This window comes from Pseudoduganella sp. OTU4001 (assembly GCF_038440195.1).
In the GTDB taxonomy this organism is placed as follows: Bacteria; Pseudomonadota; Gammaproteobacteria; order Burkholderiales; family Burkholderiaceae_D; genus Rugamonas.
In genome coordinates this window covers 112991-126198 of record NZ_JASATG010000015.1, presented here as the reverse complement: position 1 = coordinate 126198, position 13208 = coordinate 112991, and the positions used below count along the sequence as shown (strand labels likewise).

Annotated in this window: 10 protein-coding genes; 5 read left to right on the top strand and 5 right to left on the bottom strand. The window is 67.4% G+C overall.

Going from position 1 to position 13208, the window contains the following annotated elements:
* From AAHE99_RS15535 to AAHE99_RS15520, 4 genes are all read left to right on the top strand, one after another.
* Positions 1-305 (top strand): Hpt domain-containing protein (locus tag AAHE99_RS15535; protein ID WP_342118255.1); only part of this gene is annotated, 305 nt, incomplete at its 5' end.
* Entirely contained in the window at positions 302-2398 is a 2097-nt protein-coding gene (locus AAHE99_RS15530; RefSeq protein ID WP_342118254.1) for a putative bifunctional diguanylate cyclase/phosphodiesterase, read from the top strand. The genes AAHE99_RS15535 and AAHE99_RS15530, both read left to right, overlap by 4 nt.
* Positions 2395-3132 carry a substrate-binding periplasmic protein gene (locus tag AAHE99_RS15525; RefSeq protein ID WP_342118253.1) on the top strand — a complete coding sequence of 246 codons (738 nt, stop codon included), beginning with the start codon at positions 2395-2397 and terminating at the stop codon, positions 3130-3132. The genes AAHE99_RS15530 and AAHE99_RS15525 overlap by 4 nt, the downstream gene beginning before the upstream one ends.
* Positions 3129-4745 (top strand): sensor histidine kinase, encoded by a 1617-nt coding sequence (locus AAHE99_RS15520; protein WP_342118252.1) that lies wholly within the window; start codon positions 3129-3131, stop codon positions 4743-4745. The genes AAHE99_RS15525 and AAHE99_RS15520 overlap by 4 nt, the downstream gene beginning before the upstream one ends.
* Here AAHE99_RS15520 and AAHE99_RS15515 read toward each other — a convergent pair.
* A complete protein-coding gene (locus AAHE99_RS15515; protein WP_342118251.1) occupies positions 4729-7041 on the bottom strand; it encodes an FdhF/YdeP family oxidoreductase in 2313 nt (770 codons plus the stop codon). The two genes, AAHE99_RS15520 and AAHE99_RS15515, sit on opposite strands and share 17 nt — an antisense overlap.
* Positions 7042-7220: 179 nt before the next feature.
* On the opposite strand from AAHE99_RS15515, the gene AAHE99_RS15510 reads away from it, so the two are divergent.
* Positions 7221-8894 (top strand): sensor domain-containing diguanylate cyclase, encoded by a 1674-nt coding sequence (locus tag AAHE99_RS15510; protein WP_342118250.1) that lies wholly within the window; start codon positions 7221-7223, stop codon positions 8892-8894.
* Here the strand turns inward: AAHE99_RS15510 and AAHE99_RS15505 are convergent, their stop codons facing one another.
* The 4 genes from AAHE99_RS15505 to AAHE99_RS15490 all read right to left on the bottom strand — a co-directional run bounded on the left by AAHE99_RS15505 (position 8895) and on the right by AAHE99_RS15490 (position 13158).
* Positions 8895-9269 (bottom strand): four-helix bundle copper-binding protein, encoded by a 375-nt coding sequence (locus AAHE99_RS15505; RefSeq protein ID WP_342118249.1) that lies wholly within the window; start codon positions 9267-9269, stop codon positions 8895-8897. It abuts the gene before it with no gap.
* 58 nt (positions 9270-9327) lie between these two features.
* Entirely contained in the window at positions 9328-11289 is a 1962-nt protein-coding gene (locus tag AAHE99_RS15500; protein ID WP_342118248.1) for a methyl-accepting chemotaxis protein, read from the bottom strand.
* A gap of 10 nt (positions 11290-11299) precedes the next feature.
* The gene (locus AAHE99_RS15495; protein WP_342118247.1) at positions 11300-12058 is read right to left on the bottom strand and encodes a TorF family putative porin; all 759 of its coding nucleotides are present in this window, start codon (positions 12056-12058) and stop codon (positions 11300-11302) included.
* 95 nt (positions 12059-12153) lie between these two features.
* Entirely contained in the window at positions 12154-13158 is a 1005-nt protein-coding gene (locus AAHE99_RS15490) for a sensor domain-containing diguanylate cyclase (protein WP_342118246.1), read from the bottom strand.
* Positions 13159-13208 lie beyond the last annotated feature (50 nt).

Below are 13208 nucleotides of genomic sequence, written 5' to 3'. Positions count from 1 at the left end.
AGCTGCGCGCCGGCCTGCTGCGGCGGGTGGTGGACGCCTGGCTGGAGCAGGCGCCCAGCCTGTACAGCGACATGCAGATGGCCGCGCGCAGCGCCGACGGCGCCCTGCTCTACCGCGCCGCGCATTCGCTGAAAAACGGCTCGGCCAATGTCGGCGCGCGCCAGCTGTCCGAGCTGTGCGCCGAACTGGAACAGCGCGGCCGCCATGGCCAGCTGGACGACCTGGCGCAGCCGATGGCGGAACTGGAGCGCCTGTACCAGGGCACCAGCGCCGCCCTGCGCGACCTGCAGGCGCAGGAGGCATGATGGAACGGCGCGCCATGCCCCTGGTACTGGTGGTGGACGACGAGCTGGCGGCGCGCCTGATCACCCGCGCCACGCTGGAGGAAGGCGGCTTTGAAGTGGTGGAAGCGGCCAGCGCGGCGCAGGCCCAGGCCCTGTTCGAGGACTGCCTGCCCGACGTGGTGCTGCTCGACGTGATGCTGCCCGACGGCGACGGCGTGGCGGTATGCCAGCAGATCCGCGCCCTGCCCGCCGGGCGCGACGTGCCGGTCGCCATGGTCACCGGCGTCAACGACAACGAATCGATCCAGCGCGCCTTCCAGCACGGCGCCACCGACTTCATCACCAAACCGATCGCCTGGGGCACGCTGGCGCACCGCACCCGCTTCCTGCTGCGCGCGCACCAGGCCATGCGCGAACTGGCGCACAACGCCATGCGCATGCGTTTGGCCGCCAGCGTGTTCGAAGCCAGCAACGACGCCATCCTGATCTGCGACCGCCACAACCGCATCATCTCCACCAACGCCGCCTTCACCCGCATCACCGGCTACCCGGCGCAGGGGGTGCTGGGCCAGGACCCGTCGCTGCTGTTTGCCGACGTCGGCGCCCGCATCCAGTACCAGACCATGTGGGAAACCCTGGCCGCCAACAATGCCTGGCAAGGCGAGTTCGCCTGCCGCCGCCGCAACGGCGACAGCTTCCCGGCCTGGTTCTCGATGAGCCTGTGCCGCGACGCCAGCGGCGAGCCGGAACACTATATCGCGCTGTTTACCGACATCTCGCTGCGCAAGGTGCAGGAGCAGCGCATCACCCACCTGGCCTTCCACGACGAGCTGAGCGGCCTGCCCAACCGGCGCCTGGTGGCCGACCGGCTGGCGGTGGCGCTGGCCCAGGCCAAACGCGACGACAGCCAGGTGGCGGTGCTGTTCGTCGACGTCGACCGCTTCAAGAACATCAACGACTCGCTGGGCCACGCCTGCGGCGACCTGCTGCTGCAGCAGGTGGCGCAGCGCCTGCAGGGCGCGCTGCGCGGCGGCGACACCGTGGGCCGCATGGGCGGCGACGAATTCGTGCTGCTGTGCCCCGGTTCCGGCCACGGTGCGGCCATTGCCGCGCGCGCACAGGACATGCTGGCCCAGCTGGCGCAGCCGTACGAGATCATGGGCATGCAGCTGCACGTCTCGGCCAGCATGGGCATCGCCTGCTATCCGGACGACGGCGACACGCCCGAAGTGCTGGTACGCAACGCCGATGCCGCCATGTACCTGGCCAAGGAGCAGGGCCGCAATAATTTCCAGTTCTACGCGCCGGAGCTGAACGCCAGCATCCTGTCGCGCCTGAAGCTGGAAATGGAGCTGCGCCACGCGCTGGCCGCACGCCAGTTCGAGCTGTACTACCAGCCCAAGGTGGCGATGGCCGACGGCCGCCTGTGCGGCGCCGAAGCCCTGATCCGCTGGCGCAACAGCGAAGGCCAGCTGGTGCCGCCCAACCGCTTCATCCCGGTGGCGGAGGAATGCGGCCTGATCGGCGCCATCGGCGACTGGGTGCTGGCCGAAGCCTGCCGCCAGTACGCGGCCTGGCGCGCCGCCGGGCTGCCGGTGCCGGCGCTGGCGGTCAATGTCTCGGCGCGCCAGTTCGCCCAGCCGGAATTCGCCGACGCCATGGGCCGCATGCTGGAGCAGCGCGGCATGCCGCCCGGCTCGATCGAGCTGGAACTGACCGAATCGATGCTGATGTCCGACGTGCGCCGCACCGGCGCTACGCTGGAGCGCCTGAAGCAGCTCGGCTTCTCGCTGGCCATCGACGATTTCGGCACCGGCTTCTCCAGCCTGAACTACCTGCGCCATTTCCCGCTCGACGTGCTGAAGATCGACCAGTCCTTCGTGCGCGAGCTGCTGCAGGACCGCGCCGCCCTGGCCATCGTGCAATCGATCATCGCGCTGGCGCGCGCCCTCAACCTGGAAACCGTGGCCGAAGGCGTGGAAACCGAACCGCAGCGCGCCCTGCTGCAGGAGCAGGGCTGCGGCGCCATGCAAGGCTACCTGCTGGCCCGGCCGATGCCGGCCGGCGACTTCGCCAACTGGCTGGGCCGGCGCGCAGGGGGCGCCCTGCCATGATCCGGAAACTCGCCCCTGCCTTGCTCGCCGCGCTTGCGCTGCAGGCCGGCGCCGCCCCCACGGCGGTCATCGGGGCCGAGGACGACTGGGCGCCCTACTCCTCCGCGCCGGATGGACAAGCGCGCGGCTTTGCCGTCGATGTGGTGCGCGCATCCTATGCCCTGGCGGGCGTGGAGGTGAAGTTCAAGGCCCTGCCCTATTCGCGCTGCATGGCGGAAACGCGGGCCGGGCGCCTGCTGGCCTGTTTCGACGCGGTACCAAACAGCATGATTGCGCCGCACTACCTGTGGCCCAGGCTGCCGCTGTTCAGCACCCGCATGAATATCTACGCCCGCGCCGGCGCCAGCCAGCGCGGCCTGCGCGCCACCGACCTGGAAGGCCATACGGTTGGCGTGCAGCGCGATTACGAGTATGGCGACGCATTCGACCTCAATACGCGCATCGTGCGCAAGGTGGTGGACAAGAACGAGCAAGGCTTCCGCATGCTGCTGGCGCGCCGCATCGAGTACATGGCGGCCGAAGAGCGCATTGCCAACGCCCTGTTCCGCGCCAGGCCGGCCGAATTCGGCGGCAAGTTCGTGATGGTCGGCACCGTCGCCACGCCGGAATTGTTCATCGCCTTCAGCAAGGACGCGCCCGGCAGCCGCGACATGCTGGAGCGCTTTAACGAAGGCTACGCCAGGCTGCGCAACTCGCCGCGCTACCGCGAGCTTGAAACCAGGTGGTTCAAGTGAACCGCTCCATCGCCGCGCGCCTGCTGCGCATCATCTTCGGCTGCTACTTCGTGGTGACCGTGGTGGTGACCGCCGTCCAGCTGACCGCCGAATACAAGCACACGCGCACCCGGGTCGAACGCGAGATCGAAGCCATGCAGCACACCTTCGGCCCCGGCATTGCCGACGCCATGTGGCGCTTCAACGACGACATCATGCGCGGCATCCTGGCCGGCATGAAGGAGCTGCCGATCGTGGTCGGCATCAAGGTGGTGGACGACCAGGGCAAGCTGGTACGGGCCGTGGGCAATGTGCTGGACGACAAGGGCCAGCATATGCAGGCCCAGCGCGACGGCCGCCTGGCGCCGGTCCAGGGCAACGACGGCCTGTTCGGCGGGATCTTCAGCCGCGAATTCCCGATCGCCTATGCGCTGGAAAACGGCGCCACACAGCAGATCGGCAAATGGACGGTCTACTCCAACCGCCGCATCGTGGTCAGCCAGGTGCAGTACGGCTTTGTCCTGATCCTGGTGAACTCGGTGATCAAGACCCTGGCGCTGTGGTTCATCTTCCTGCTGGTGGTGCGGCACTGGCTGGGCAAGCCGCTGCAGCAGCTGAGCGACTACGTCGGCCAGCTGAACATCGACAACCTGGGCAGCACCGCGCTGCAGCTGCGCCACGGCGGCAACACCGAACTCGACCTGCTGGCCAACAAGATCAACGAAATGCGCGAGAACATCCTGGCCGGCCTGGCCGAGAAGGCCGCGCTGTACCGGGAGCTGGAAGCGCTCAACGCATCGCTGGAACAACGCGTCGAAGAGCGCACCCGGGCCGCGCGCCATGCGCAGGATGAACTGGCGCGCAGCGAGCGGCTGGCCGCCCTGGGTTCGATGGTGGCCGGCATCGCACACGAGCTGAATACGCCGATCGGCAACAGCATGATTGCCGCCAGCACGCTGACGGACAAGGTGCGCGCCCTGGGCGCCAGCTACGAAAGCGGCTTGCGGCGCTCGGACATGGCCAAATTCCTGGAGGAGGCCGAAGGCATCGGCGAACTGCTGGCGCGCAATATCGACCGCGCGGCGAAACTGGTATCGAGCTTCAAGCAGGTGGCGGTCGACCGCGCCAGCTCGCAGCGCCGCAAGTTCGACCTGAACACGGTGATCCAGGAAAACCTCAGCACCCTGTCGCCGGTGCTGCGCAAGACGCCGTATGAAGTGACGGTGGACGTGGCGCCGCTGGTGTCGATGGACAGCTATCCCGGCCCGCTCGGCCAGGTGCTGGTGGCCCTGGTCGACAACGCGCTGCAGCACGCCTTCCACCAGCGCGACCACGGGCGCCTGTCGATCACGGTGCCGGTGCCGCAGGGCGACCACGCCGATATCCTGATCAGCGACGACGGCAGCGGCATCGCGGCCAGCCATATCAACCGCATCTTCGACCCCTTCTTCACCACCCGCATGAGCGAGGGCAGCTCAGGCCTGGGCCTTAACATCGTGCACAACATCGTCACCACCATCCTGGGCGGCAAGATCCATGTCGACAGCACGCCGGGCGCCGGCACCACCTTCCGCATCACCATCCCGCTCGATGCGCCGATGCACCACGAAGAACCGATTATCCCGCAGGCTTGAGCAGCACCGGCACTTCCTTGAAGGCCGGGGTGCGCGAACCGCGCGCCATCAGCGCCGGCGACACCAGCGGCGTCAGTTCCGGGAAGTAGCCGAACACGTCGCCTTCCGGCACGTCGTAGCGCACCAGTTGGTAGCCGTTGCACTGGCGCGCGATGCCGTCCGGCGACGCGGCATGCACATCGACCAGCTGGCCGTCGCGCAAGCCCAGGCGCGCCATGGTGGCGGCAGCGATGAACAGCACCTTGCGCGTGTGGTGCACGCCGCGGTAGCGGTCGACCTCGCCCGTGGTGTCGCGGTAGACGGTGGTGTTGTACTGGCGGTGCGCGCGCACGGTGGCCAGGCACAGGACCTGGTCGCCGTATTGCGCGCGGGCGCGGCGCATGATGGTGTCCTGCGGCAGCTCCAGCGCCGTGAACTGCGCCTTGCCGCTGGCGGTGCGCCAGTCGCGGCTGCGCGCGCTGTTCGGCAGGTAGAAGCCGCGCGGCTGCGCGATGCGCTGGTTGTACTGCTCAAAGCCCGCCACGGCCGATTGCGCCACCTGTTCGATCAGGCCGCGCGTCACGCTGTAGTCGCAGCCCATGGCCTGCCAGTCGATGCGCGCACCCTCCGGCCCCGCGCCATCGGCCAGGGTGTGGCGCGCCAGCTCGGTCACGATATGCGGCTCCGAGCGCAGTTTGGCGCTGGCCGGATCGCTGCGGCCGGCCGATGCATGCACCATGCTGGCAGTATCTTCCACGCTGACGAACTGGCGGCCGCCGGCCTGCTCATCGCGCTCGGTGCGGCTGAGGCAGGGCAGCAGCAGGCCGACCCGGCCCGGGTGCAGGTGGGTGCGATTCAGCTTGGTGGCGATGTGCACCGTCAGCTGCAGGCCTTCCATCGCTTGCAGCACGCGCGGCGTGTCCGGCCCCGCCACCGCGAAATTGCCGCCCAGGCCGAGGAAGGCATGCACCGAACCGTCCATGATGCCGTCGATGGCCGCCACCGCGTCCAGGCCGTATGCGGCCGGCGGCGTGAAACCGAACACGCGCTGCAGGCCTGCCAGCCATTCCGGCTTGGGACGGTTGGTCACGCCCACGGTGCGGTCGCCCTGCACATTGGAGTGGCCGCGCACCGGCATCAGGCCGGCGCCCGGCTTGCCGACGTTGCCGCGCAGGAGCATCAGGTTGACCAGCGCCTGGATGGTCTCGATCGCATATTCGTGCTGGGTCAGGCCCATGCACCAGGTGGCGATGCTGGCCCTGGACGTCATATAGATGGCCGCCGCCTGCTCCACCTGGGCGCGCGACAGGCCGCTGTCGGCCTCGATCTGCTGCCACGGCTGGGCGCGCACACTGGCCGCAAACGCTTCAAAGCCGCTGGTGTGGCGCGCGATGAAATCCCGGTCCAGCACTTGCGCGCCGGCGTCCTCCGCTTCCAGCACGGCCTTGGCCATGCCGCTGATCGCCGCCAGGTCGCCGCCCACGCGCACCTGGAAGTAATCCGAGGCGATGCACGCGCCGCGCCCGGTCAGGGTCTCGGCCGGCGATTGCGGGTCGGCGAAGCTGCGCAGGCCCGGCTCCAGCATCGGGTTGAAGGCCACCACGCGGCAGCCGCGCAGCGCGGCCTCGCGCAGGTCGCCCAGCATGCGGGGGTGGTTGGTGGCCGGGTTCTGGCCGAATACGAAAATCGCTTCGGCATGTTCAAAATCATCGCGCGTGATGGTGGCCTTGCCCACGCCCAGCGTGCTGCCCAGCGCCATGCCGGACGACTCGTGGCAGTAATTGGACGAATCCGGCAGATTGTTGGTGCCGAAGGCGCGCGCGAACAGCTGGTATGGGAAAGCCGCCTCGTTGCTGCTGCGGCCGGAGGCGTAGAACACCGCACGCTGGGGCGCATCGAGCCCGCGCAGCGCAGCCGCCGCCAGCTGGAACGCCTGCTCCCACGCCACCTCGCGGTAGGTATCGCTGGCGCGGTCGTACAGCATGGGCGCCGTCAGGCGGCCGAAGCCTTCCAGCTCCCATTCGGCGCGCTGGCGCAGCGCCGCCAGCGTATGGGCAGCGAAGAATTCCGGCGTCGCGCGGCGGTGGGTCGCCTCATGGGCGATGGCCCAGGCGCCCTGCTCGCAGAAATCGACCGCCTTGTCCTTGGGCGAATCCGGGTAGGCGCAGCCGGGGCAATCGACGCCGCCGGGCTGGTTTAGCCGGGGCAGCACTTTCAGCGCCGGCAGGGCGCCGTTGCTGCGCAAGGCCTTGGCGGTGCCGTGCAGCGACCCAAGGCCGCCGGCGGGTTTGTCGTAAAAGCGAATCGGGTGCTGCACTGAAGTCTCCGGCCATGCAAATAGTGCGCGATGTTAACATAAACACACACCTATGCACGCTGTGCCATAAAGCAACGATTATTGCGGCGAAAATGATTTATACTGCGCATGCGCCTGACACCTGCGCAATTTTCCCCACTGGCCAAACCTTCGCCTGCTTTCTCCTGCTGGAGATGGTTATGCGCCGCATCCCTAAACACCAGACGTTCAAATTCAAGATCACGGCCCTGCTGGTGCTGATGGTCATGCTCGCCACCGTACTGGTGGGTGGCACCTCGCTGCTGGTAGCCGAACGCGAAATGCGCCAGGTGATCGGCAGCCAGGAAATGGCCATGCTGTCCAGTGCCGCCGCCTACCTCGACCGCGACATCACTTCCAAGCAGCAAGTCTTGCGCGCCCTGGCCGAGAGCCTGCAGGCCGAACCGGCGCCGCACGGCAAAGTGCAGCAGCAACTCGAACAGCGCAGCGCTTTGCGTGATGAGTTTGCCAATGTTTCCGCGCTCGACCTGAACGGCCAGCTGATCGCCAACCTGCAGGACCGCCGCATGGTCGGCAAGCTCAATGCCAGCGGCCGCCAGTATTTCCGCGACACGCTGGCGGCGCAGGAAGGCATTGTCTCCGCCCCCTTCCGCAGCGTGCTGTCGGGCCGCCCGGTGGTGGCGCTGACCCAGCCGGTGATGGGCCGCCACGGCACGCTCGACTATGTGCTGGTGGGGACCATCGATCTGCAGCGCCCGGCCTTTGCCGGCCAGCTCAACGCCCTGCGCGGCAGCAACTCGGGCTACCTGCTCATCGTGACCGCCGACGGCACCGTGGTGCACCACCCGGACGCCAGCCGCGTGCTGACGCGCGATGCCGGCGCAGGCAGCCTGGCCCATACCATCCTGTCCAGCCCCGACGGCTGGCGCGATGATGCGCGCGATGCCGGCCAGGACGTGCTGCTGGCCCACAAGCGCCTGCGCCAAGCCGACTGGACCATTGCAGCGGTGTTCCCCATCCGCGAAGTGTTCGCCTCGATGGCCAGCGTGCGCCTGCAAGCCCTGGCCGCAGCCTCGATGGTGGCGCTGGCGGCCGGCTTGCTGGGCTGGCTGCTCATGCGCTCGCTGCTCGCTCCCCTGTACCAGCTGTACGGCCAGGTGCGCGCCTTCGGCCGCAACGAAGCCGACATCGAGCAGTTCAATTCCACGCGGCCGGACGAATTCGGCCAGTTGAGCCGCGCCTTCTACCAGGTTTCGCGCCAGCAGCAGGTGGCCGAGCGCAACCTGCAGCGGCTGGCCACCACCGATCCGCTGACCGGCGCCCACAACCGCCGCATGTTCGACGAATTCTTCCCGCAGGCGCTGAAGCGCGCCATCCGCGGCGGCCACCAGATCGGCCTGGCGGTGCTCGACATCGACCACTTCAAGTTCATCAACGACAGCTTTGGCCACCAGGCCGGCGACGCCGTGCTGGTGCAGTTCGCCGACCGCCTGCGCCAGGCCGTGCGCAGCACCGACACCGTGGCGCGCATCGCCGGCGACGAATTCGTGGTCGTGTTCGAGCACCTGGACACCGGCCACGACGTCAACCTGCTGGGAGAAAAGGTGATGGCCGCCATGCAGCAGCCCTTCAATGTGAACGGCAAGCCGCTCAACGTCAGCGCCAGCATCGGCATTGCCGTCACCACCGAGCTGCCGGCCGATGTCGACAAGGTGATGCTGGCCGCCGACCAGGCCTTGTACTGCGTGAAAGCAGCGGGCCGCAACGGCTTTGCCATCAACCACGTGGGCGCCGAGCGCGTGCTGTCGGTGCGCGAGTTTGGCGCGGCGGCCAAGCCGGAACGCAAACCGAGCTGGCCCTCCAGCCGGATGTGATCAATGGCCGGCCGGCATGCCGGCCGGGCGCACCTGCGATTGCGCCATGCCGGCCATGCTGCGGCACTCGCTGGCGCAGCGGCGGCAAGCGATGGCGCAATCCTGGCAATGCTCATGGCTGTGCTGGGCGCACTCATCGCCGCAGGCATCGCAGACATCGGCGCAGGCATTGCACAAGTCGGTGGCCAGCTTGCTGCCGCGCTGCATCAGGCTGACACACAGGCGGCACACCTGGGCGCAGTCGATATCGGTGGCGATGCAATGGGCCAGGCTGGCCACGTCGGATTCCTGCAGGCAGGCGGCGGCGCAGTGTTCGCAAGCCGCCGCGCAATCGTTACAGGCTTCAATACAGGTTTGGTACTGTTGCTGGACCATGGCGCCCTCCTTCCGCAAAGCGCCAGACTAGCACCGCTCCGCAAACCGGCTCGCACGCTTACTGGCGCAAGGCCAAGCCACGTTCGGGCGTGCCCTGCGCCAGGCGGAATTCGCCGACCAGCGCCACCAGCGTGGCAGCCTGCTGCTGCAGGCTTTCCGCGGCGGCCGCCGCCTGCTCCACCAGCGCGGCATTCTGCTGGGTGACGCCATCCATCTGGCCGATCGCCTGGTTGACCTGGCCGATGCCATTGCTTTGCTCGCCGCTGGCGGCGCTGATCTCGGCCACGATATCGGTCACGCGCCGCACGCTGGCCACCACTTCCTCCATGGTGCTGCCGGCCTGCGCCACCAGGGCGCTGCCGGCCTCCACCTGCTGCACCGAATTGCCGATCAGCTCCTTGATCTCCTTGGCTGCCGCCGCGCTGCGCTGCGCCAGGTTGCGCACCTCGCTCGCCACCACCGCGAATCCGCGCCCCTGCTCGCCGGCGCGGGCCGCCTCCACCGCCGCATTCAGCGCCAGGATATTGGTCTGGAACGCGATGCCGTCGATCACGGAAATGATATCCACCACCTTGCGCGACGATTCGTTGATCGAGGCCATGGTATCGACCACCTGCGCCACCACTGCGCCGCCGCGCGTAGCGACGTCGGAAGCGCTGGCCGCCAGCTGGTTGGCCTGGCGCGCATTGTCGGCGTTCTGCTTGACGGTGCTGGTCAGCTGTTCCATCGTTGCGGCGGTTTCCTCCAGCGCGCTGGCTTGCTGCTCGGTGCGCGCGGACAGGTCGGCATTGCCCTGCCGGATTTCGGTGCTGGCCGTGGCCACGCTGTCCGACGATTCGCGCACCCGCGCCAGCACGGAATGGATCTTGGCGACAAAGGTGTTGAAGCCGCTGCCGATCACCGCCAGTTCATCGTTGCCGCGCACTTCCAGCCGCGCACTGAGGTCGGCATTGCCGCTGGCCAGGCCCGACATGGCGGCGCCCAGCTCGCGCAGCGGCTGCGTCAGGCGGAACAGCACCGCCACCAGGATGAAACCGGTGGCCACCGCGCACAGCAGCGACACCAGCAAGGTGTAGGTCAGCAGCTCGCGCGCCGAAGCGGTGGCCACGGCACGCGGGAAACTCATCTTCACCGCCCACGGCGCGATATCCGGATGCAACACCAGCGGCTGGATCAGGTGCGCCATGCCTTGCTTGTCCTCGTACTCATAGGCTTTGCCGGCGCGGATGCTGTCCAGGCCTTCTTTCGGGATGTCTTCGGCCGGCTTGCCCACCAGCGCCTCGCGCGGATTGCTGGCATACAGGCCGCCGTTCGATACCAGCGACAGGCGCCCGCCTTCAATCGACTTGGTGTCTTTGAGGATTTCGCCCAGGCGCGTCAGCATGAAGTCGGCGCTGGCCGTGCCCTGGAATTTACCCTCGATCATGATCGGCGCCACCAGCGACGCCATCAGCACGTCCTTGCCGTTGACCGGATAGGAATACGGTTCGGTGAAGAACACCTTGCCGCTGCGCTTGGGAATGTCGTACCAGTCGTTGGCGCCCGGCTTGGGGTCGAACACGATCGGCTCGATGTTGACGCCACCGCCCGCCGCGCGCGTGTAGTACGGCATATAGCGCCCGCTGTCGTCGTACTCCGGCTGCTTGCCGGCATACTCGCTATCCTTGCCGTCCAGCGCATTGGGTTCCCACGTCACGGCGGCGCCGATCAGGTCATCGGAACTGAACAAAGCCGCCTTGGTGATTTCGCCGGTCTGTTCGCGCGACAAGGCTTTGCCGCTGGCGCGCGTGGCGCGCTGGCTGGCGCCCAGCTGCAGGATGGTAGCCAGGTTGCGCCCGATGCGCGCCTGCAGCGCCGATGCCGCCGCCGCGGCCTGGGTGCGCGCCAGGTCCATTGCATCCTTCTCCGCCGTGCGGCTGCTCTTGATGCCGGTCACCGCCGACGTGACAGCCAGGCTGACGACCACCAGCAAGGTGGCTGCAATGCAGATCTTCGCATTCAGCGACAATTTCGACAGCATGCGGCCCTCCTCAGAAAGTCTTGGCTACGGTCACGACAAAGGTGGCCTTCTCCGTGTTCGAGTATGCCAGCCGGCCGGAGGCATCCGGCACGCCGCTGGTGTATTCGCGGTAGACGCTGGTGGCGCCCCAGCCGCGCGTGACGGCTGCCGCTACCGACCAGCCGCCATCGAAGGCGCGCGTGACGCCGGCCTTGACGTCGCGCCAGTCCCAGATGTCGTTGCCGGCGCCGCCGACACGCGCATCGCCGGCATGCAGGTTGAGCGTGTAGCCGGAGCCGAGGTCAAGGTTCAGCCCCACGTCCAGGTAGCCGGTGCCGCGCCCATGCGTGATGCCGAAGAAGTGCGGGCTGACGGTGTAGTTGTACTTGGCGTAGGCCGCCTTGTAGGTCAGGCCGAGCGAAAGTTCGGTGTAATTGAAGGTGGTGTCGGTGGCGCTGACCTTGGCGCCGGGATAGAGATACTGGTACAGGATGACGCTGTAGCCCAGCGCGCCGGCGCTGGCGGAGTAGCCGGCATACAGGTCCCATTCCAGCTTGGCTTTCTCAACGAATTTATCGCTGACGTTGGAAGCCCAGGTGCCCGCCACGAAGCCGCTCGGGTGGACGTAATCGGCGCCCAGTTGCAAGGCCGGCTTGTCCCAGGTCTGGCGGATACCGCGCGACACATACTGGCTGGCAAACGTCACCGTGGTGGTAAGCGTTGGCGCCGGTGCTTCCTGCGCCTGCACCGAACTTGCGGCCAACAAGATTAACAGGAAGCTGCGCTTCATTCCGCCCTCGCTTTCAGTTTGTACTGGACCTGAAAGCTATAGTAGTTGCATTTCCCTTCCTACGGTGCAATTACCCAACAGGCGTTGCGGCCAAGCTACGCTGCCACCGCCTTGCGCGCTTGCTTTACGCGGTACATGGCCTGGTCGGCCAGGTCGATCAGCTGGTCCATATTGTGCCCATCTTCCGGGCTGATCGCGTAGCCGATGCTGGCGCCCAGGCGCAGCGGGCGTCCTTCGAATTCGAATGGAGCGCCGATGACCTGGTTGAGCGAGCTGCACTTGCGGCCCACACCATCGCGGTCCACGGCGCCGCACAGGATCACGCCGAACTCGTCGCCGCCCAGTCGTGCGGCCAGGTCTTCCTGGCGCAGCTCGCGCGCAATGCGCTCGGCCACCTGGCAGATGGCGGCATCGCCGGCGCGGTGGCCCAGGTTGTCGTTGATGGCCTTCAGGCCGTCCATGTCGATATTCACCACCGCCACACTGCCGGTGCCGCGGCCGACCTGGGCCAGCTGCTGGCGCAGGCGGTCATAGAACAGCGCGCGGTTGGCGAGGCTGGTCAGGGCGTCGTGCGTCGCGCGGTAATACAGGTCGCTCGATTCGTACTGCACCGCGTGGTAGATGGCGGCGCCGATCAGCTCCGACAGCAGGCCGAGGATTTGTGCCTGCTGCTGGTCAAAGGCATTGGCATGCGGCGCGCCCACTTTCAGCACGCCCACGCTCTGGCCTTCGTGGCGCAACGGCACCACCAGCATGGAACGCAGGCCCACCTTGCGGCAAGCTTCGCGGTCGACGCGCGGGTCGGTTTCGGAATCGTCGCAGCGCAGGATCTGGTCTTGCGCCACGCACAGGCCGGACAGGCTTCCATCGCGCCGCAGGCGCAGGCCCAGCGAATTCTCGGCCAGGCCGGCGGTGGCGCGGTACACCATGTCGCTGCCTTCGGCCAGTTCGACGATGGCGGCATTGGCGCCGCACAGGGTGCCCGCGCGCTGGCAGACCAGCTGCATCACACCGCCCAGGTCCAGGCCCTGGCGGGCAATATCGGTTTGAAGATTGATGATTTCCAGCAGTACGGCTGGATTAAGGTTCAGCGCATTCATGGTGCCACAGCCAATAAATCTCACACATTCTCACAGATTCCAGTGTGACC

Coding starts and splice junctions, on each gene's coding strand:
- AAHE99_RS15530 (WP_342118254.1), top strand. CDS start 302: ATGATGGAACGGCGCGCCATGCCCCTGGTACTGGTGGTGGACGACGAG.
- AAHE99_RS15525 (WP_342118253.1), top strand. CDS start 2,395: ATGATCCGGAAACTCGCCCCTGCCTTGCTCGCCGCGCTTGCGCTGCAG.
- AAHE99_RS15510 (WP_342118250.1), top strand. CDS start 7,221: ATGCGCCGCATCCCTAAACACCAGACGTTCAAATTCAAGATCACGGCC.
- AAHE99_RS15505 (WP_342118249.1), bottom strand. CDS start 9,269: ATGGTCCAGCAACAGTACCAAACCTGTATTGAAGCCTGTAACGATTGC.
- AAHE99_RS15500 (WP_342118248.1), bottom strand. CDS start 11,289: ATGCTGTCGAAATTGTCGCTGAATGCGAAGATCTGCATTGCAGCCACC.
- AAHE99_RS15495 (WP_342118247.1), bottom strand. CDS start 12,058: ATGAAGCGCAGCTTCCTGTTAATCTTGTTGGCCGCAAGTTCGGTGCAG.
- AAHE99_RS15490 (WP_342118246.1), bottom strand. CDS start 13,158: ATGAATGCGCTGAACCTTAATCCAGCCGTACTGCTGGAAATCATCAAT.